Raw genomic sequence first — 20,082 nt, forward strand, 5'->3', positions numbered from 1 at the left:
TCTTTCAGCCCAGATAGGCTTCCTGCACCGCCTCGCTGTCGAGCAGCTCGGGCCCGGTGCCGGACAGCACGACCTCGCCGGATTGCAGCACATAGGCGGTCTCGGCGATTTCCAGCGCCATGAAGGCGTTCTGCTCGACCAGCAGCACGGTGACGCCGAGCCGGTTGATCGTCGTCACCGTCTCGAAGATCTGGTCGACCAGCTGCGGCGCCAGACCCATGCTGGGCTCGTCCAGCAGCAGCAGGCTGGGCTTGGCCATCATCGCGCGGCCCATGGCCAGCATCTGCTGCTCGCCGCCCGACAGCGTGCCGCCCAGCTGCGACATGCGCTCGCGCAGCCGCGGGAACAGCGTCAGCACCTCCTCCAAATCGGCCTGCAATTCGGAGCGCATGGCGCGGCGGCGGAAGGCGCCCATGGCGAGGTTCTCGGCGACCGTCAGACGGCCGAAGATGCGGCGGCCCTCTGGCACCTGCACCAGGCCGAGCGTCACCAGGTCATGCGGCGGCACCTTGGCAATGTCGCGGCCGTCGAGCAGCACGCGGCCGCCGACGCGCGGCCGCAGCCCGCAGATGGCGTTCAGCGCCGTGGTCTTGCCAGCGCCATTGGCGCCGACCAGCGCGCAGATCTTGCCGGATGACACCTGCAGCGAGATGCCGCGCAGGGCCTGGATCTTGCCATAGGCGACGTGGAGATCCTCGACCTGGAGAGAGCTCACGCGCGCTTCTCCAGCGCGTCCATGCCGTGCTTCGCCGCCCGCGCGCCGAGATAGGCGGCGATCACCGTCGGATCGGCGCGGATCTCGGCCGGCGTGCCGCTGGCGATGCAGACGCCGTGGTCCAGCACATGGATCGCCTCGGAAATGCCCATGACGACGCGCATCTGGTGCTCGATCAGCAGGATGCCGACGCCGTGCTCGTCGCGGATGCGGGCGATCAGCTCCATCATCGCATGGCTCTCCACCGGGTTCATGCCGGCGGCCGGCTCGTCGAGCAGCAGCAGGCTGGGCTTGACCGACAGCGCGCGGGCGATCTCCAGCCGCCGCTGGTCGCCATAGGACAGGTGCCGCGCCAGCCGGTCGCCGCGCCCGGCAAGCCCCAGGTCGAGCAGCAGCGCGCGCGCCGCCGCCTCCACCGCGGCGATGGTGGCGCGATGCGCTGGCGTCGCCAGCAACGCGCCCAGCAGCGTCTCCGGCCGGCGGACGCCGAGGCCCACCATGATGTTCTCCAGCGCCGTCAGGTCGGGGAACAGCCGGATGTTCTGATAGGTGCGGGCGATGCCGCGCGCCGCCACCAGGTCGGGCCGCAGCCCGTCGATGCGCTCGTCCTTCAGCCAGATCTTGCCCGAGGTCGGCGGGGTGAAGGAGGTCAGGCAATTGAACAGCGTGGTCTTGCCGGCGCCGTTCGGGCCGATCACCGCATGGATGGCGCCGGGCGCCATCACCAGGCTGACGCGGTCCACCGCCAGCAGCCCGCCGAAGCGCTTGCTGACGCCCTCCGCCCGCAGCAGCGGCGCCGTCATGCGACCTCCCTTTGGCGGATCGCCACCGGGCTCAGCCCCTCCGGCTTGAAGCGGACGATGGCGATGATGACGAGGCCGTAGATCAGGTAGCGATATTCGCCGAGATCGCGCAGCACCTCGGGCGCGCCGATCAGCGCGGCGGCGCCGATCACCACGCCGGGCAGGCTGCCGATGCCGCCCACCACCAACACCGCCAGCACATTGACCGAGACCAGCAGCTGGAAGCTCTGCGGGAAGACCGCGCCCGTCATGGCGGCGAACAGCCCGCCGGCGAGACCGGCGAAGGCGGCGCCGATCGTATAGGCCATCAGCTTGACCTGGACGAGGTTGATGCCCAGCGCCTGGGCCACATCCTCGTCCTCGCGCACCGCCAGCCAGCGGCGGCCGATGCCGGAATGCTGCAGCCGCCAGGCGCAATAGCCGGCGAGCGCCGCGAAGGCGGCGGTCAGGTAGAACAGCCGCGTCGGGCTGCCGAGGACGATGCCGAAGAAGACCGGCTTCGGGATATTGACGATGCCCTGGGCGCCGCCGATCAGCGGCTTCAGCATGTCGGACAGCACCAGCACGCGGATCACCTCGCCGAGGCCGAGCGTCGCGATGGCCAGATAATCGCCGCGCACCCGCAGCACCGGCAGGCCGAACAGGAAGCCGGCCAGCGAGGCGAAGAGCACGGCGAAGGGGAGTGCTGCGAAGAAGCCCAGATGGGCGATGCCGGCGGTCTCGGCGGTCAGCAGGGCGACGGTATAGGCGCCGACGGCGAAGAAGGCGACGAAGCCGAGATCGACCAGCCCGGCCAGGCCGAGCTCCACGTTCAGCCCAAGGCCCATCAGCGTGTAGAGGCAGACCAGCATCATCACCTGCGCCACGAAGTCGTTGGTCACCGCCGGCAGCGCCAGCAGCAGCGCCAGGCAGAGCAGCCGCGCCGCCAGCTTGCCGCGCGGCGGCAGCGCGGCGACATGGCGCGCGCCCGGGCGGGCGGCGGCGAGCGCGCCGATGCCCGCGGCGGCGACGGCGCCGGCGGGCAGCAGCCCGTCATAGCTGAAGGCCCAGCCATCGATCTCGCCGAGGCCGGAGAGCAGGCTGCGGATCAGTTCTCTCAACAGCCCGGCCAGCACCACGCCCAGCAGCGCGCCCATCAGCAGCCGGCGCGCCTTGGCCGGCAGCAGCACCAGCGCCGCGCCGAGCAGCGCCGAGGCCGCGCCGCCGGCGGCCAGCAGCAGCATCGCCTGCGCGTCGGGCAGGGTGTAGCCGACGCGGTTCAGCGTCACCGGCGTCAGCGAGACCAGCATCCAGCGCAGATTGGCGGCGCGCGCCGCCATCACCAGCAGCACGATCAGCACCCCGGCCAGGGCGCCGCACAGCAGGGCCCGCGGCACGGCGCCCCGCCAGTCCTGGCCGCGCGCCGCGACCATGCCGGCGCGCAACGCCACCGCCAGCATCAGCGCATGGCCGATATCGAGCAGGCCGACCACCAGCCAGCGGTTGGAGAACTGGCCGAACAGCCCGACCAGCACCAGCCCGGTGCAGGCGCCGGTGACGGCCAGCGCCAGGCGGGTGGTGTCGCGGGCCAGCGCCAGGGGTTCGAGGCGGGCGGGCAGCGTCATGGCAAGCTCGCTCATGCCGTCAGGCCCGCTTCACCGCCAGGCGTTCGCCCAGCAATCCGCGCGGGCGGAAGATCAGCACCATGACCAGCATGGTGTAGGCGATGGCGTCGCGCAGCTGGTAGGGCGCGGCGACGCCGATGCCTTCCAGGAACAGCGCGGGGCCGAGGCTCTCGACCAGGCCGAGGGCGAAGCCGCCGAGCATGGCGCCGGGGATATTGCCGATGCCGCCGAGCACGGCGGCGCCAAACCCCTTCACGCCCAGGAAGAAGCCCATGAAGAAAGAAATCTGCTTGAAGACCAGGCCGTAGAGCAGGCCGGCGACGCCGGCCAGCGCGCCGCCGAGGGCGAAGGTGAAGACGATGACGCGGTCGACATTGATGCCCATCAGGATGGCGGCGTCCTGGTCCTCGGCGACGGCGCGCATCGCCGTGCCCATGCGGGTGCGCATGACGACCAGGGTCAGCACCAGCATGGTCAGCACCGCCGCCAGCATGACGATCAGCTGCACCCGCGGGATCGACAGGCCGAAGACCAGGACGGCGCCATCGATCGCCGGGAAGGAGGGAAAGGCCTTGTTCTGCGCGCCGAACATGCCGCGCGCCGAATATTCCAGCACGAAGGACAGGCCCAGCGTGCTGATCAGCGGCGCCAGCGCCCGGCCGCGGCGGAAGGGGCGATAGGCGATGCGCTCGGCGAGGATCGCCAAGCCCGCCGCGACAGCCATGCAGGCCAGCAGCGCCAGGCCGAAGGACAGCGCCGGCTGCGCGGCCAGCAGCCCGTTGCGGTTGCAGGCGATCAGGGTGAAGCAGGCGGCATAGGCGCCGAACATGAAGACGTCGCCATGGGCGAAGTTCACCATGCGCAGGATGCCATAGACCATGGTGTAGCCCAGGGCGATCAGCGCGTAGATCGCGCCGATCACCAGGCCGAAGACCAGGAAGGAGGCCCATTCGGCGGGGCCGTAGCGCGGCTGCAGCAGGCCGGCGACGAAGCCGTAGCCGACCAGGCCCAGCACCAGCAGGCGCAGCCCCAGCAGGAAGCCGTCGACCCAGGTGGCGCGGCGCAGCCAGTCCTGCAGCCGCGCCGCCGGGGCCGCAAGCAGCCCGGTCACTGGAAGACGCGCCGCGGGTTCTTGCCTTCCTCGAAGGTGCCGGGATCGCCGCTGGTGTATTCGAAGACGGCGAAGCGCGAGGCGCCGCAATCGCCATGCGGGTCGCAGGACAGCCGGCCGGTGATGCCGTCCATGTCGGTGGTGCGCATCAGCGCGTCGCGCAGCGCGCCGCGGCCGATATAGGTGTTGCCCTCGGCATCCTTCACCGCGACCTTCTCGATCGCCAGCATCATCGCCAGCGCCGCGTCATGGCCATTGCCGTGGAAGCCGCCGATCGGGTTCTCGCCGAACTTGGCCAGGTACTTGGCGCGGAACTCGATGTAGCGCTGGCCGAGCAGCGCCGGGTCGTTGTTGATGCCGGTCATGCGATAGCCGATGGCGGCCTCGCCCGCCGCCTCGAGGAAGGCCGGCGCCATCACCGCGTCGGTGCCCAGCACGGGCGTGCTGGCCAGGCTGCCGATCTCCTTGGTCTGGCGCACCAGATAGGCGGTGGCGCCGACGAAGATCGGCGCGAAGATCAGCTCCGGCTTCGCCGTGCCGATGCGGGTCAGCACCGGGCGCAGGTCGCTGTCGGAGGAGGCGATGGCCTCCGCCGCGACGATGGTGCCGCCGGCCGCCTTGAACTGCGCCTCGAAGGCGCGCACCAGCTGCTCGGCATAGAGGCTGCCGTCATGCAGCGTGGCGACGCGGGCGAACTTCTGGGCCTGGGCGTAGCGGACGGCCGCCGCTGCCGCGTTGATGTCGTTGTAGACGAAGCGCACCGTGCCCTGCAGCCCGACCGGGCGGTCGGGCGCGGTCAGCGCCGGGGCCGTGGCGCTGGTCACCGCCTGCGGCATGCCGGCATTCCACAGGATCGGCGCGCCGCCGCGGGCTTCGGAGGAGCAGGCGGTGCCGATGACGCCGACGATCTGCCGGTTGGCGGCCAGCCGCGTCGCACCCGTCTGGCCGCCCTCGACGCTGCACTGCCCGTCTTCCGGCAGGTAGCGGATCGGGTGGCCGACCAGCGTGTTCTTGCGGTCGTCGAAGGCGATCTCGGCGCCGCGCGAGGCGTCGAGGCCGAGCGACAGGTCGGGGCCGGACAGCACCATCAGCCCGCCGATCAGGATCGGCGCGCCGCGCGGGATGCGCAGCACGCCGACCGGGTCGGTGACCGGGCCGAGCGTCTCGGCGCGCGCCAGGCCCAGCTGGCCGGCGAGAAGCCCGGTGGCCAGGGCCAGCGTGGCAAGGCGGCGGGGGAGATCGGAGAGAAAGACAGTCGTCACGCGGCGCCTCCTGCGGGGACGGCAGGGCGGCGCCAGGCAGCGCGCCCTTCGGTGGGACGGGAGCATGAAGCGGCATCCGCCCGCCGCGGGACGGCCGCGGGCGACATGAGATCGGTGAAGGCGCAACGCTCCCTGCCGGGACGGCAGGGAGGCGCCGGGATCAGCAGGGCGCTGAGGTGCCCGATGGAAGGTGGAAAGCCGGAACCCAGGACAGCATCGAGCCTCCTTTTCCAGATGGCGGCGCCCGCCGCAGTCAGGGGCATCCGCAGGGCAAGCTTAGGTCAGGGATTTTTGCCGGGGGAAGCGCATTTCGCCGCGATGCAGCAGACGGATTCCGCCCCCGGAAGGAATCGGCCCAAGAATTAGGCGTTTGCCAGAGCGGCCCGCATCGTGCATGGGCATATCGGCCCCTTCGGAGAATCGGCTGGCATGACCACCATCTTTCTCGACTGCTTCGACGACATGATCCCGCTCTGGAACGCGGTGGGCGCGGCCGGCGATCCGGCGGTGACGGTGAATGTCGAGCCGGGCCAGCCGGCGGATATTCCGGCGCTGCTGGCCGGCCATGACACCTGCATCGTCGACCACAGCTATTTTGACGCCGATCTGCTCGGGCGCTGCCCGGATCTGAAGCACATCGTCTTCCTGGGCACCGGCGCCTCCAGCTTCATCGACCTGGCGGCGGCCGCGAAGAACGGCATCACCGTGCACACCATCAAGGGCTATGGCGACACCACGGTCGCCGAGCACACCATCGCCCTCGCTTTGTCGGCGGCGCGCGGCGTCGCCAAGATGGACCGCGAGGTCCGCGCCGGGCAGTGGCGCCAGGTGGAGGGGCTGCAGGTCAACGGCAAGGTGCTGGGCATCGTGGGCCTGGGCGGCATCGGCCGCGAGGTGGCCCGCATGGGCCAGGGGCTGGGCATGCAGGTGCTGGCCTGGAATCGCAGCCCGATCGACAGCCCCGCCGCGCCGCTGGCGCCGCTGGAGGAGGTGCTGGCCAGGGCCGATATCCTGTGCCTGACCATGGCGCTGAACGACGACACCCGCGGCTTCCTGACCGCCGAGCGGCTGAAGCTGACCAAGCGTGGCGTCATCTTCGTCAACACGGCCCGCGCCGACATCGTCGACAATGCCGCGCTGGCCGCCCTGCTGCGCGAGGGGCATGTGCGGCATGCCGCCATCGACGTCTTCAGCCAGGAGCCGCCGGCCAGCGACGACCCCTTCCTCGGCCTCGACAATGTCACGCTGACGGCGCATGCCGGCTTCATGACGCCCGAGGCCACCATGACCATGCTGCGCCGCGCGCTGGACATCGTCAAAAGCGTCGGCGGCTGATTCTTTTCGGGGGGGCCTGGCGCCCCCCCCTGTCTCAGCTTTCCGCCAGGGTCTCGCGCAGGGTGGTGGTGGAATAGCGGGTGCGGAAGCGGCCGCGGCGCTGCAGCTCGGGCACCAGCAGCTCGACGATGCCGGTCAGGTCCTCGAACAGCGAGGCGGTGTGGCCGAGCATGAAGCCGCCGCGCGACCCGGTGGCCTCGAAGGCCTCCTCCAGGATATCGGCGAGCTCCGGCGCGGTGCCGGCCAGCATGGTGTTGTGGCTGGTGGCATAGCGGGCGCCTTCCTCGAGGAATTCTGCCCGGGTCATTTCCGTGTCCTCGCCCAGCTCCTCCGCCATCTTCTGCACCGGGCCGACCGGCGAGGCATTGGCGGCGACGATTTCTTTCTGGATGTCCCCCAGGGTGAAACGCGCCGGCAATGTCGAAAAATCATAGCCGCAGTTGTAGGAAAGATAGGCGCCGACCGCCTCGGGCGGGATGAAAGACAGAAGAGAATCTTTGCGGGCGACCGCCTCGGCGCGGCTTTCGGCCACCGTGATCGGGGTCTGCCACAGGATGCCCACCTTGGCCGGGTCCTTGCCCAGCTCCACCAGCGCCTTGTCCAGCGCCACCCGCTGCCGGGCCTGGGAGGCGAGCGCCATGTCCTGGCCGAAGACATGGTCGGCCACATAGGCCGAGGCGCGGATGCCGCGCGGCGAGCCGCCGGCCTGCACCAGCACCGGCCGCCCCTGGGGGGATGGCGGGGTGTTCAGCGGCCCCTCCACCTTGAAGAAGCGGCCATGGTGGCGGACATCGCCGATGCGCGACGGCTCGGTCACCCGGCCGGTGGCCGCGTCCCACAGCATGGCGTCGGGCTGCGCGCTGTCCCAGAGCAGCCGGCAGACATCGACGAACTCCTCCATCCGGTCATAGCGGGCCTCGTGCTCCATCAGCTCGTCGAAGCCGAAATTGGCGGCATCCGACTTGCGGGTGGAGGTGACCAGGTTCATCGCCACCCGCCCGCCGGTGATGTGGTCGATCGAGTTCATCAGCCGCGACAGGTAGTAGGGGTGCATGAAGGTGGAGGAATAGGTCAGGCCGAAGCCGATATGGCGGGTCACCCGCGACATGGCGACCATCAGCGGGTTGAAGTCCTGCCGCGGCCAGTTCATGCCCCATTCGATGGCGGCATCCCGCGACCCGCCATAGGTGTCCGGCACCCCGGTGCCGTCGCCGGTGAAGAGCAGGTCGAGGCAGCCGCGCTCGGCCAGGCGGGCCACCTGCTCGTACATCCCGACATCGGGGAAGCGGTGGCCGCGCAGCGCCTCCGGCTTGCGCCAGCGGCCGCCCATATGGGCGTAGGACAGATCGAAACCCAGATGCATCATCGGCTTGGCCAAGGGCGGGCTCCTCACGGGGCAGAAGGGTCGGCGTCAGCCATGCAATGACCGTTCCGCGGCCGGGGGCCCCGCCATGAAAAAGGGGGGCCGCCTGCGCGACCCCCCTCCCCGGCGACGGAGCTTGCCAGAAAATCTAGCGGTCCTGGATCTCCAGCTGGCGGCGGTTCAGCCGCAGCGCGCCCAGGGTGCAGGCGACGCCGGAGAGCAGGTAGGCGCCCACCGCCGCCGGCCCGATCAGGTCGGACAGGCTCAGCGCCACCAGCGGCGCGAAGGCGGCGCCCAGCAGCCAGGCGATGTCCGAGGTGATGGCGGCCCCGGTGTAGCGGAAGCGGCGCGAGAAGTTCGACGCCAGCGCGCCGCTGGCCTGGCCGAAGGACAGGCCCAGCAGGGTGAAGCCCACCAGCACGAAGATGGTCTCGCCATGCCGGCCGCCATTCAGCAGGAAGGGCGAGGCCAGGGCGAAGAGGCCGATCAGCACCGCGCCGGTGGCCAGCTGGCTGCGCCGGCCGATGCGGTCGGCCAGCAGGCCGGAGACCACGACGCTGACCAGGCAGAGCCCGGCACCGATCATCTGCACCACCATGAAGTCGGCCGGCGACCGGTCGGTGGTCAGGGCGATCCAGGCCAGCGGGAAGACGGTGACCAGGTGGAACAGGGCGAAGCTGGCCAGCGGCACGAAGGCGCCGATCAGGACGTTGTGGCCCTCGTTGTCGAGCAGCGAGAAGACCGTGGTGGGCTCGAGCTCGTGCTTGTCCAGCAGGTTGGAGAATTCCCGCGTCGCCACCAGCCGCAGCCGGGCGAAGAGCGCGACCACGTTCACCGCGAAGGCGACGAAGAAGGGGTAGCGCCAGCCCCAGTCGAGGAAGTCCTGGGTCGACAGGGTGGAATAGATATAGGCGAAGAGGCCGCTGGCCAGCAGGAAGCCGAGCGGGGCGCCGAGCTGCGGCACCATCGCATACCAGCCCCGCTTGTTCTTCGGCGCGTTCAGCGACAGCAGCGAGGCCAGCCCGTCCCAGGCGCCGCCGAGCGCGAAGCCCTGACCGAGGCGGAACAGCGCCAGCAGGGCCACGGCCCACCAGCCGATCTTCTCGAAGCCGGGCAGGAAGGCGATCGAGGCGGTGGAGCCGCCGAGCAGGAACAGCGCCACCGTCAGCTTGGTGCCGCGGCCGTAGCGGCGGTCGACGGCCATGAAGACGAAGGAGCCGACCGGCCGCGCCATGAAGGCCAGGGCGAAGATGGCGAAGGCGCAGAGCGTGCCCTGCAGCGGGCTGAATTCCGGGAAGAACAGCGCCGGGAAGACCAGCGCCGAGCCGATGGCATAGACGAAGAAGTCGAAGAATTCGGACGTGCGGCCGATCACCACGCCCAGGGCGATGTCGCCCGCCGAGGCCTCGTGGTCGTCGTGGATCAGCCGGGCATCGCGTTCCAGCGAGGACGAATGCAATGCCGCGTCAGGCGCCTGGATCATAAGCTCCGCCCCTCTTTCAACGTTTTATAATCAGTCGGGCGCAAACAGGGGCCGCGACTTGTTGTGGTCCCGAACCTGTCAAGTCAGGCGATCCCGCAACAATGCTAACAGGACCGAGGATAGGACAAAACGTCCAATCCCTGCCTCTCCTACCCCCTCTGTAAGAGGGTGCACCGCAGCATGGTTTCCTGAGCGAGTGGCATGCCCCCCAAGATTTTGCGCCTCCTGGCCCTGCTTCCGCTGGGCCTCCTTCTCCCGGGTTGCAACCTGGTGATCATGTCCCCCTCGGGGGACATCGCCGCCCAGCAGCGCGACCTGATCATCGCCTCGACGGTGCTGATGCTGGTGATCATCATCCCGGTGATGGTGCTCACCCTGTTCTTCGCCTGGCGCTACCGGGCCTCGAACAAGGCCGCGACCTATGATCCCGAATGGCACCACTCCACCAAGCTCGAGGTGGTGATCTGGGCGGCGCCGCTGGCCATCATCGTGGTGCTGGGCGCCATGACCTGGACCGCGACGCATCTGCTCGACCCCTATCGCCCGCTGTCCCGCATCGATGCCGCGCGCCCGGTGACCGCCGAGCACAAGCCGCTGACCGTGGAGGTCGTGGCGCTCGACTGGAAATGGCTGTTCATCTACCCGGAGCAGGGTTTCGCCACGGTGAACGAGCTGGCCGCGCCGGTCGACACCCCGATCAACTTCCGCATCACCGCCTCCTCGGTGATGAACGCGCTGTCGATCCCGGCCATGGCCGGCATGATCTACGCCATGCCGGGGATGGAGACGAAGCTGCACGCGGTGATCAACCGCGAGGGCGTCTATGACGGCCTGTCCTCGAACTACAGCGGCGCCGGCTTCTCCGACATGCGCTTCAAGTTCCACGGCCTGAGCCAGGCCGGCTTCGACGCCTGGGTGGCGCAGAACAAGGCCGCCGGCGGCGCGCTGGACCGGGCCGCCTATCTGGAGCTCGAGCGTCCCTCGGTGCGCGAGCCGGTGCGCCGCTTCGCCAGCCTGGACCCGGAGCTGTTCACCGCCGTGCTGAACCGCTGCGTCGACAGCACCAAGATGTGCTCCAGCGAGATGATGCGCATCGACGCCGCCGGCGGCCTCGGCCCGGCCGGGCTGCTGAACGTCGCCGCCCTCGAATACGACAAGACCCAGCGCCGTGGCGCCGGCGCCGCCGCCGTCCCCGCCCAGCGCAACACCGCCCAGCGCTTCGTCCTGGCCCTCTGCACGCCCGCCGACCCGGTCGGCGTGCGGCAGGAGGTGGCCCAGGGCCCCGCTGCCGATGCCGCCACGCCGCCCGCCGGGCAGGTCAACTGAGCCCCGCCCACGCAATGACAACGGAACGATAGAATAGCCCCATGTCCCCAAATCCGGACCAAATGTCGTTCGTGTTCGGCCGCCTGTCGCTGGACTCCCTGCCCCTGCACGAGCCGATCCTGGTCATCACCTTCATCGCGGTCGCCCTCGGCGGGCTGGCCGCGATGGGGGCGCTGACCTATTTCAGGCTCTGGGGTCCGCTGTGGCGCGACTGGCTGACCACGGTCGACCACAAGCGCATCGGCATCATGTACGTCATCCTGGCGCTCATCATGCTGCTGCGCGGCTTCTCCGACGCGCTGATGATGCGGGCGCAGCAGGCGATCGCCTTCGGCGGCGCGGAAGGCTACCTGCCGCCGCACCATTACGATCAGATCTTCACCGCCCATGGCGTGATCATGATCTTCTTCTTCGCCATGCCGCTGGTGACGGGGCTGATGAACTTCGTGGTGCCGCTGCAGATCGGCGCGCGCGACGTGGCCTTCCCCTTCCTGAACAACTTCTCCTTCTGGATGACCGCCGCCGGCGCCGCCATCGTCATGATGTCGCTGTTCGTGGGCGAGTTCGCGCAGACCGGCTGGCTGGCCTATCCGCCGCTGTCAGGTTCGGCCTACAGCCCGGGGGTCGGCGTCGACTACTATATCTGGGCGCTGCAGATCGCCGGCGTCGGCACATTGCTCTCCGGCGTCAACCTGGTGGCCACCATCGTCAAGATGCGCGCGCCCGGGCTGACCATGATGAAGCTGCCGGTCTTCACCTGGACCTCGCTCTGCACCAACGTGCTGATCGTCGCCGCCTTCCCGGTGCTGACGGCCGTGCTGGTGCTGCTGTCGCTCGATCGCTATGTGGGCACCAACTTCTTCACGAACGACTTCGGCGGCAACCCGATGATGTACGTGAACCTGATCTGGATCTGGGGCCACCCGGAAGTCTACATCCTGATCCTGCCCGCCTTCGGCATCTTCTCGGAAGTCGTCTCGACCTTCTGCAGCAAGCGGCTGTTCGGCTATACCTCGATGGTCTATGCGACCGTCGTCATCACCATCCTGTCCTACATCGTTTGGCTGCACCATTTCTTCACCATGGGCAGCGGCGCCAGCGTGAATTCCTTCTTCGGCATCACGACGATGATCATCTCGATCCCGACGGGTGCGAAGATCTTCAACTGGCTGTTCACCATGTACCGCGGCCGCATCCGCTTCGAAGTGCCGATGCTCTGGACCATCGGCTTCATGATCACCTTCGTGATCGGCGGCATGACGGGCGTGCTGCTGGCCGTGCCGCCGGCCGACTTCCAGCTGCACAACAGCCTGTTCCTGATCGCGCATTTCCACAACGTCATCATCGGCGGCGTGGTCTTCGGCCTGCTGGCCGGCATCACCTACTGGTTCCCCAAGGCCTTCGGCTTCAAGCTGGACCCGTTCTGGGGCAAGGTCTCCTTCTGGTGCTGGCTGATCGGCTTCTACCTGGCCTTCATGCCGCTCTACGTGCTGGGCCTGATGGGCGTGACCCGCCGCATCAGCCGCTTCGAGGACCCCTCGCTGCAGATCTGGTTCGTCATCGCCGCCATCGGCGCGGTGCTGATCGCGGTCGGCATCGGCGCCTTCCTGCTGCAGATCGTCGTCAGCTTCCTGCGCCGCGACAAGCTGCGCGACCTGACCGGCGACCCCTGGGGCGGCCGGACGCTGGAATGGGCCACCTCCTCGCCGCCGCCGGACTACAACTTCGCCTTCACCCCCATCATCCACAGCCATGACGCCTGGTGGGACATGAAGGGCCGCGGCCATGTCCGCCCGGTCTCCGGCTTCCACGCCATCCACATGCCGAAGAACACCGGCGCCGGCGTGATCCTGGCCGGGCTGTCGGTCGGCTTCGCCATCGGCATGATCTGGTACATGTGGTGGCTGGCGGTGCTGAGCTTCGCGGCGATCGTCATCTACTCGATCGCGCATACCTTCAACAACGACCGTGACTTCTACATCCCGGCCGAAGAGGTGGTGGCGACCGAGGACCGTCGCACCCGCCTGCTGTCGGCGGCGGAGTGAGCCGCATGTCCGCGCATCCCATCGACACGATAGGCCCCGACGGCAAGCCCGCCTTCTACATCACGGACGGGCGGGAGACCGTGCACCCCGGCGACGGGACCATGCTCGGCTTCTGGATCTACCTGATGAGCGACTGCCTCATCTTCGCGGTCCTGTTCGCGACCTATGGCGTGGTCGGCCGCAACTACGCGGCGGGCCCCTCGCCCGCCGACCTGTTCGACCTGCCGCTGGTCGCCATCAACACCTCGATGCTGCTGTTCTCCTCGATCACCTATGGCTTCGCCATGCTGGAGATGGCGCGCAACCGGAAGGCGGCGACGCTGTTCTGGCTGGGCGTCACCGGGGTGTTCGGCGCCGCCTTCATCGGGCTGGAGCTCTATGAGTTCCACCACCTGATCCATGTCGGCGCCGGGCCGCAGCGCAGCGCCTTCCTCTCCGCCTTCTTCACCCTGGTCGGCACCCACGGGCTGCACGTCACCTTCGGCCTGGTCTGGCTGGTGACGCTGATGGTCCAGGTCGGCCGCGGCGGGCTGACGGCGTCGAACCGCCGGCGCCTGAGCTGCCTCAGCCTGTTCTGGCACTTCCTGGACGTCGTCTGGATCGGCGTCTTCTCCTATGTCTACCTGATGGGGGTGCTGCAGTGAGCGCGCAGCCGCACGGCCATGCCGGCCACCACGACCATGGCCCCGCCGGCCATGGCCACGACAATCACCACGACGACCACGGCCATGACGGCGCCGCGCATGGCACCCTGAAGGGCTATGTCACCGGCTTCGTGCTGGCCGTCATCCTCACCGCCATCCCCTTCTGGCTGGTGATGGGCGAGGTCTTCGCCAGCCCGCGGGTCACCGCGGCGCTGGTCATGGCCTTCGCCGTGGTGCAGATCGTCGTCCACATGATCTACTTCCTGCACATGAACGGGAAGTCGGAGGGGGGCTGGATCATGCTGGCCCTGATCTTCACCCTGATCATCGTGGTCATCACCATCGCCGGCTCGCTCTGGGTCATGTACCACCTGGACACCAACATGATGCCCATGGCGCCGCATGACATGCGGAACATGCCCTAAGCCCATGACCACCACCACCGAGCCGGCAGCGGTGGGCCCGCGGCCTGCCTCGCCGGCTCGGCTGGGGCTGCTGCTGGCCCTGGCCATGGCCGGCATCGTCGCCCTGCTGGCGCTGGGCACCTGGCAGGTCGAGCGCCGCGCCTGGAAGCTGGCGCTGATCGACCGCATCGAGAGCCGGGTGAACGCGCCCGCTCTCGCCGCCCCCGGCCCGGCCGAATGGCCCGGGATCGATGCGGCCTCCGCCGAATACCGCCATGTCGCCCTGGCCGGGCGGTTCCTGCCCGGCCCCGACCGGCTGGTGCAGGCGGCGACCCTGCGCGGCGCCGGCTTCTGGGTCCTGGCCCCCTTCCGCAGCGACGCCGGCTTCACCGTCCTGGTCAATCGCGGCTTCGTCGGCGCCGAACAGCGCGACCCGGCGGCGCGTGCCACGGACAGCACGCCGCAGCGCCTGACCGGGCTGCTGCGCATCACCGAGCCCGGCGGCGGCTTCCTGCGCAGCAACGACCCGGCGGCCGGCCGCTGGTATTCGCGCGACGTCGCGGCGCTGGCCGCCGATCTGGGCCTCGACGGCGCGCCCGGCGGCGTCGCCCCCTATTTCGTCGACCAGGCCGCCGGCCCCGACCCTGCGGCGCTGCCGGTCGGCGGCATGACGGTGATCCGCTTCAACAACAACCACCTGGTCTATGCGGCCACCTGGTTCACCCTGGCCCTGATGCTGGCGGGGGCGGCTTCCTATCTGATCCGGGAGGAGTGGCGCGCCCGCCGGCGCTGACCCGCTCTCCGCTCGCGCTGCCGAAAGACAAGAATGACCGCCACGACCAGCCGGCTCGCCGCCAGCAGCGCCAATATGCAGCAGCTGATCCAGCTGCGCTGGATCGCGGTGATCGGCCAGGTCGTCACCATCGCCGTGGTCGAATGGGGCTTCGGCATCCGCCTGCCGCTGCGCGTCATGGCCTTCATGCTGGCGGTGCTGGTGGCGCTGAACCTGGTCAGCCTGCTGCGGCTGCGCCTGCGGAGCCCGGTGACCCAGGCCGAGCTGTTCCTGGCCATCGCCTTCGACGTGATGGTGCTGACCGTGCAGCTCTATCTCAGCGGCGGCGCCACCAACCCCTTCGTCGCCCTCTATCTGCTGCAGGTGGTGCTGGCCGCCATCCTGCTGGAGGTGCGCTGGACCTGGGCGATGGTGGCGCTGACCAGCCTGTGCTGCCTCGGCCTGACGCTGGCCTATCGGCCGCTGGTGCTGCCCGCCCATCTGGAGGACGACCTGTTCCGCCTGCACCTGCAGGGGATTCTTGTCTGTTTCGTGCTCGATGCGGTGCTGCTCGCCGTCTTCGTCACGCGCATCACCGGCAATCTGCGCGCGCATGACGCCAAGCTGGCGCATCTGCGGCAGCAGGCGGCGGAGGAGGACCATATCGTGCGCATGGGGCTGCTGGCCTCGGGCGCCGCGCATGAGCTGGGCACGCCGCTGGCCACCGTCTCGGTCATCCTCGGCGACTGGAAGCGGCTGCCCGCCTTCCAGTCCAGCCCCGAGCTGATGCAGGAGATCGCCGAGGCCCAGGCGGCGCTCGCCCGCTGCAAGAGCATCGTCACCGGCATCCTGCTCTCGGCCGGCGAGGCGCGCGGCGAGGCGCCGTCGCTGACCACGCTGGACGACTTCCTCGAGGATTGCATCGAGGAATGGCGCGCCGCCCGCTCGACCCAGGCGCTGCGCTACGAGAACGGGCTGACCGAGGATATCCGCCTGGTCGCCGACCCGGCGCTGCAGCAGGTCATCGGCAATGTGCTCGACAATGCGCTGGAGGTCTCGCCGCAGCGGGTGCATCTGTCGGTGCGCCGCGCCGGCGACGACCTGGTGCTGGAAGTCAGCGACGAGGGCCCGGGCTTCCTGCCCGAGATGCTGGCCGAGCTCGGCAAGCCCTATCGCTCCAGCAAGGGGCGGCAGGGCGGCGGCCTCGGCCTGTTCCTGGTGTTCAACGTGCTGCGCAAGCTCGGCGGCAGCCTCGCCGCCCGCAACCGGCCGGAGGGGGGGGCGACCGTGACCCTGACCCTGCCGATCGCGTCGCTCGCCATCGATGATCCGGAGCCGCCCCATGCAGGCTGACGCCACCCCCGCCTCGCCGCCTGGCCATCCGCCCGGCCGCCTGCTGCTGATCGTCGAGGATGACGAAAGCTTCTCCCGCACCCTGCGCCGCTCCTTCGAGCGCCGCGGCTACGAGGTGCTGGTGGCCGCCAGCCTGGAGGAGACCCAGGCGCTGCTGGCCGGCCGCCACCCGGGCTATGCGGTGGTCGACCTGAAGCTGGCCGGCGCCTCCGGCCTGGCCTGCGTGCAGGCGCTGCATGCGCATGACGCGGATATGCTGATCGTGGTGCTGACCGGCTTCGCCAGCATCGCCACGGCGGTGGAGGCGATCAAGCTCGGCGCCTGCCACTACCTGGCCAAGCCGTCCAACACCGACGACATCGAGGCCGCCTTCGCCCGCGTCGAGGGCGAGGTGGAGACGCCGCTGAGCGCGCGCCCCACCTCGATCAAGACGCTGGAATGGGAGCGCATCCACCAGATGCTGGCGGAGACCGGCTTCAACATCTCCGAGGCCGCGCGGCGGCTGGGCATGCATCGCCGCACGCTCGCCCGCAAGCTGGAGAAGCGCCAGGTCAAGTAGCGGGGATGGCGCAGACCGACAGGTCGGGCTCGGGCCCTTCGCGCGGCGCCTCGCCCAGCGCCGCGAGCTCGGCCGCCGAGAAGGCGCGGGAGCGGGTAAGGAAGCGCTGCTCCCGCCCGTTGTCGAGCGAGAACATGCCGCCGCGCCCGGGCACCACGTCGATCAGCAGCTGGGTGTGACGCCAGACGGCGAATTGCGCGCCGCCGATATAGACCGGCGCGCCGCCGATCTCGCCGAGCTTCACGTCGCCGTCGCCGATCAGGAAGTCTCCTTCCGGGTAGCACATCGGCGAGGAGCCGTCGCAGCAGCCGCCCGACTGGTGGAACAGCACGGGGCCATGGTCCGCGACGATCTTTTCCAACAAGCCCAGCGCGGCATCGGTCGCGCGAACCCGTTCCGGAACCTCGGTCATGCCAGTGCCCCCTGTGCATGGGAGGGGGCCAACGAGCCCCCTCCCCCTTTCAACAACTCAGAAAAAACCGAGCTTCTTCGGGCTGTAGCTGACCAGCAGGTTCTTGGTCTGCTGGTAGTGGTCGAGCATCATCCGGTGGTTCTCGCGGCCGATGCCCGACTGCTTGTACCCGCCAAAGGCCGCATGCGCCGGATAGGCGTGGTAGCAGTTGGTCCAGACGCGCCCGGCCTGGATGGCGCGGCCGAAGCGATAGGCGCGGTTGCCGTCGCGCGACCAGACGCCGGCGCCCAGGCCATAGAGCGTGTCATTGGCGATCGACAGCGCCTCGTCCTCGTCCTTGAAGGTGGCGACCGACACGACCGGGCCGAAGATCTCCTCCTGGAAGACGCGCATGCGGTTGTGGCCGCGGAACACCGTGGGCTGCACGTAGTAGCCACCGGCGAGCTCGCCCGGCATCTCGCGCCGCGCGCCGCCGGCCAGCACCTCGGCGCCTTCCTGGCGGCCGATGTCGAGATAGCTGAGGATCTTCTCCATCTGCTCGCTGGAGGCCTGGGCGCCGATCATCGTGGACGGGTCCATGGGATGGCCCTGGATGATGGCGGCGACGCGCGGCAGCGCCTTCTCCATGAAGCGGTCGTAGATGCTCTCATGGATCAGCGCGCGCGACGGGCAGGTGCAGACCTCGCCCTGGTTGAGCGCGAACATGACGAAGCCCTCGACCGCCTTGTCGAAGAAATCGTCATCCTCGGCGGCGACATCGGCATGGAAGATGTTGGGCGACTTGCCGCCGAGCTCCAGCGTCACCGGGATCAGGTTCTGGCTGGCATATTGCATGATCAGCCGGCCGGTGGTGGTCTCGCCGGTGAAGGCGATCTTGGCGATGCGGTTGGAGGAGGCCAGCGGCTTGCCGGCTTCCAGGCCGAAGCCATTGACCACGTTCAGCACGCCGGGCGGCAGCAGGTCGGCGATCAGCTCGACCAGCACCAGGATCGAGGCCGGCGTCTGCTCGGCCGGCTTCAGCACGACGCAATTGCCGGCCGCCAAGGCGGGCGCCAGCTTCCACACCGCCATCAACAGGGGAAAATTCCAGGGGATGATCTGGCCGACGACGCCCAGCGGCTCATGGAAGTGATAGGCCACGGTGTCGTGGTCGATTTCCGACAGGCTGCCTTCCTGGGCGCGGATGCAGCCGGCGAAGTAGCGGAAATGGTCGACCGCCAGCGGCAGGTCGGCCGCGGTGCTCTCGCGGATCGGCTTGCCATTGTCCCAGCTCTCGGCCGCGGCCAGCAGCGGGATATTGTCCTCGACGCGCTGGGCGATGCGGTTGAGGATGTTGGCGCGCTCGGCCGGGGCGGTGCGGCCCCAGGCCTCCTTGGCGGCATGCGCGGCGTCGAGGGCCAGGTTGATGTCGGCCGCGTCCGAGCGCGCGATCTCGCACAGCACCTGGCCGTTGACCGGCGAGGTATTGGTGAAATAGCGGCCGCCGACCGGGTCGACGAACTTGCCGCCGATGAAGTTGCCGTAGCGCGCGGCGAAGGGCGGCTTCGAGCTGCGGTCGAATTGCTGCTGCGTCATGGCGGTCGCTCCCCTGTGTGGCGTCCCTGTGGCGGGCGCCGTTCTTGTCGTATCTGGCGTCGCCGCGGCCGCGCTGTCAGCGGGCGGGCGCCGCCAGCGCGGGCGACCTGTCGCAGAAGCGCGACAGGTGTGCGGCGCATCATCCGCGCGGCGCGCGGGGGCCCAGGCCCATCCGGGCCATCTTGCGGTGCAGCGTGGCACGGCTGATGCCGAGCAGCCGGGCGGCGGCCGAGACATTGCCGCCCGAGCGCGCCAGCGCCCGGCTGAGCACGCCGCGCTCGGCCTGGTCCAGCTGCTCCGCCTCGCCGGGCGACAGCAGGCTGGCGGCGGGAAGGCCCGCCGCCATGGCCTCGGCCGAGATGCCGAAGGCGCGGCGGGCGGCGCGGTTGGCGCCGATCACCAGGTCGTCGCGGTCCAGCGCCAGCAGCGCGCCCTCCGGCCCGGCCTCGCTGGCCAGCAGGATGCGGGCGCCGGCATAGGCCTGGCGGAACTCGGCCGTCTCGATGCGCCGCGCCGCCTCGCCGACGGCCGCCCCCAGCAGCGCCACCATGCCGCGATCGACATCGCCACGGCAGCTCGACAGGTCCAGGCAGCCGACCAGCCGCCCGGCATGGTCGTGCAGCGGCGCGGTGCTGCAGGTCAGCACGGTGTTGCGGGTGTAGAAATGCTGGTCGCGATGGATGGTCAGCGCGCGGCCCTCGGCCAGGCAGGTGCCGATGCCGTTGGTGCCCTCGGCGCCCTCGCTCCAGACGCAGCCGGTCCACAGGCCCCAGCGGCGGAAGCTGGCATCGTCGCCGGCGCGGCCGCGGCGTTCCAGCGGCACGCCCTCGGCATCGGTCAGCAGGATGCAGCAGCCGCTTTCGCCGACCGTCTCCAGCAGCCGGTCCAGCACGGGCGCGGCGGCGCGCAGCATCGGCGCCATGCGGTCGCGGGCCTCGCGCAGCCGGGCTTCCTCCAGCCATTGCGGCGGCCGGCTGGATTCAGGGTCCAGCCCATGGTCGCGCGCCGAGCGCAGCCAGGAAGCGGCGATGCTGGAACGGGCGGCGGCGGAATGGTCGCGCAGCATGGCCTGCACGCGCGCGGCATGATGGACAGGGGTGGCCTGCATCGCTTCCTCCGGGGGGTGGCGGGCGGCCCCTTCGCAGGGCTCTGTCTTCCGCAGAGTGGCATGGCGGCGGGGGGCGGCCCAGGGTTTTTACCGTTTCGCGCGCGCCCGGGTAACGAGGACCGCCACCCCAATTTTCCGCAGTATTTTCGCCCAACAAAAACTATTAGGCCGGAACGAGGCGCGGATCTTCAAACCCCCGCGCCTATCC

Annotated in this window: 18 protein-coding genes; 8 read left to right on the forward strand and 10 right to left on the reverse strand. The window is 69.5% G+C overall.

The genetic code is table 11. From position 1 onward, the window contains the following. Positions 1–4: 4 nt before the first annotated feature. From GVN67_RS00095 to GVN67_RS00115, 5 genes are read right to left on the reverse strand one after another with little or no spacing between them, the layout of a single operon-like run. The gene (locus GVN67_RS00095; protein ID WP_159992220.1) at positions 5–715 is read right to left on the reverse strand and encodes an ABC transporter ATP-binding protein; all 711 of its coding nucleotides are present in this window, start codon (positions 713–715) and stop codon (positions 5–7) included. Beyond that, positions 712–1,518, reverse strand: coding sequence for an ABC transporter ATP-binding protein (locus GVN67_RS00100; RefSeq protein WP_159992221.1), 807 nt, complete (start codon positions 1,516–1,518; stop codon positions 712–714). The genes GVN67_RS00095 and GVN67_RS00100 overlap by 4 nt, the downstream gene beginning before the upstream one ends. Further along, positions 1,515–3,137 carry a branched-chain amino acid ABC transporter permease gene (locus GVN67_RS00105; RefSeq protein ID WP_200845048.1) on the reverse strand — a complete coding sequence of 541 codons (1,623 nt, stop codon included), beginning with the start codon at positions 3,135–3,137 and terminating at the stop codon, positions 1,515–1,517. Before GVN67_RS00105 ends, GVN67_RS00100 begins: the two co-directional genes overlap by 4 nt. Before the next feature lie 4 nt (positions 3,138–3,141). After that, positions 3,142–4,233: a branched-chain amino acid ABC transporter permease gene (locus GVN67_RS00110; RefSeq protein WP_200845049.1), complete on the reverse strand. Its 1,092-nt coding sequence runs from the start codon at positions 4,231–4,233 to the stop codon at positions 3,142–3,144. Beyond that, positions 4,230–5,495 carry a branched-chain amino acid ABC transporter substrate-binding protein gene (locus tag GVN67_RS00115; protein ID WP_200845050.1) on the reverse strand — a complete coding sequence of 422 codons (1,266 nt, stop codon included), beginning with the start codon at positions 5,493–5,495 and terminating at the stop codon, positions 4,230–4,232. Before GVN67_RS00115 ends, GVN67_RS00110 begins: the two co-directional genes overlap by 4 nt. 429 nt (positions 5,496–5,924) lie before the next feature. Here GVN67_RS00115 and GVN67_RS00120 point away from each other — a divergent pair, with 429 nt between their 5' ends. After that, the gene (locus GVN67_RS00120; protein WP_159992223.1) at positions 5,925–6,830 is read left to right on the forward strand and encodes a 2-hydroxyacid dehydrogenase; all 906 of its coding nucleotides are present in this window, start codon (positions 5,925–5,927) and stop codon (positions 6,828–6,830) included. Positions 6,831–6,864: 34 nt separating this feature from the next. Here the strand turns inward: GVN67_RS00120 and GVN67_RS00125 are convergent, their stop codons facing one another. Further along, positions 6,865–8,208 carry an NtaA/DmoA family FMN-dependent monooxygenase gene (locus GVN67_RS00125; protein WP_200845051.1) on the reverse strand — a complete coding sequence of 448 codons (1,344 nt, stop codon included), beginning with the start codon at positions 8,206–8,208 and terminating at the stop codon, positions 6,865–6,867. A gap of 133 nt (positions 8,209–8,341) precedes the next feature. Continuing rightward, positions 8,342–9,676 (reverse strand): MFS transporter, encoded by a 1,335-nt coding sequence (locus GVN67_RS00130; RefSeq protein WP_159992224.1) that lies wholly within the window; start codon positions 9,674–9,676, stop codon positions 8,342–8,344. 201 nt (positions 9,677–9,877) lie between these two features. On the opposite strand from GVN67_RS00130, the gene cyoA reads away from it, so the two are divergent. From cyoA to GVN67_RS00165, 7 genes are read left to right on the forward strand one after another with little or no spacing between them, the layout of a single operon-like run. After that, positions 9,878–11,002, forward strand: a complete 1,125-nt coding sequence (cyoA, locus tag GVN67_RS00135; protein WP_159992225.1) for a ubiquinol oxidase subunit II — start codon at positions 9,878–9,880, stop codon at positions 11,000–11,002. Between the two features lie 41 nt (positions 11,003–11,043). Further along, entirely contained in the window at positions 11,044–13,047 is a 2,004-nt protein-coding gene (cyoB, locus tag GVN67_RS00140) for a cytochrome o ubiquinol oxidase subunit I (RefSeq protein WP_159992226.1), read from the forward strand. 5 nt (positions 13,048–13,052) lie between these two features. After that, on the forward strand, positions 13,053–13,691 hold the full coding sequence (cyoC, locus tag GVN67_RS00145; protein WP_159992227.1) for a cytochrome o ubiquinol oxidase subunit III: 639 nt from the start codon (positions 13,053–13,055) through the stop codon (positions 13,689–13,691). Continuing rightward, positions 13,688–14,116 carry a cytochrome o ubiquinol oxidase subunit IV gene (gene cyoD / locus GVN67_RS00150; protein ID WP_159992228.1) on the forward strand — a complete coding sequence of 143 codons (429 nt, stop codon included), beginning with the start codon at positions 13,688–13,690 and terminating at the stop codon, positions 14,114–14,116. The genes cyoC and cyoD overlap by 4 nt, the downstream gene beginning before the upstream one ends. A gap of 4 nt (positions 14,117–14,120) precedes the next feature. Continuing rightward, positions 14,121–14,888: an SURF1 family protein gene (locus GVN67_RS00155; protein WP_200845052.1), complete on the forward strand. Its 768-nt coding sequence runs from the start codon at positions 14,121–14,123 to the stop codon at positions 14,886–14,888. Between the two features lie 33 nt (positions 14,889–14,921). Beyond that, complete coding sequence (locus GVN67_RS00160) at positions 14,922–16,220, forward strand: ATP-binding protein (protein WP_200845053.1); 1,299 nt, start codon at positions 14,922–14,924, stop codon at positions 16,218–16,220. Next, a complete protein-coding gene (locus GVN67_RS00165) occupies positions 16,210–16,779 on the forward strand; it encodes a response regulator transcription factor (protein WP_159992229.1) in 570 nt (189 codons plus the stop codon). Before GVN67_RS00160 ends, GVN67_RS00165 begins: the two co-directional genes overlap by 11 nt. On the opposite strand, the gene GVN67_RS00170 is transcribed toward GVN67_RS00165, so the two are convergent. The 3 genes from GVN67_RS00170 to GVN67_RS00180 form a co-directional block, all read right to left on the reverse strand. Continuing rightward, a complete protein-coding gene (locus GVN67_RS00170) occupies positions 16,772–17,191 on the reverse strand; it encodes a DUF779 domain-containing protein (protein WP_159992230.1) in 420 nt (139 codons plus the stop codon). The genes GVN67_RS00165 and GVN67_RS00170 overlap by 8 nt on opposite strands. 57 nt (positions 17,192–17,248) lie before the next feature. Further along, positions 17,249–18,766, reverse strand: coding sequence for an aldehyde dehydrogenase (gene adh, locus GVN67_RS00175; protein WP_159992231.1), 1,518 nt, complete (start codon positions 18,764–18,766; stop codon positions 17,249–17,251). A gap of 139 nt (positions 18,767–18,905) precedes the next feature. Beyond that, positions 18,906–19,874 carry a helix-turn-helix domain-containing protein gene (locus GVN67_RS00180; protein ID WP_159992232.1) on the reverse strand — a complete coding sequence of 323 codons (969 nt, stop codon included), beginning with the start codon at positions 19,872–19,874 and terminating at the stop codon, positions 18,906–18,908. Positions 19,875–20,082: the final 208 nt, after the last annotated feature.

Source organism: Roseomonas sp. 18066 (assembly GCF_902706185.1).
Lineage (GTDB): Bacteria > Pseudomonadota > Alphaproteobacteria > Acetobacterales > Acetobacteraceae > Pseudoroseomonas.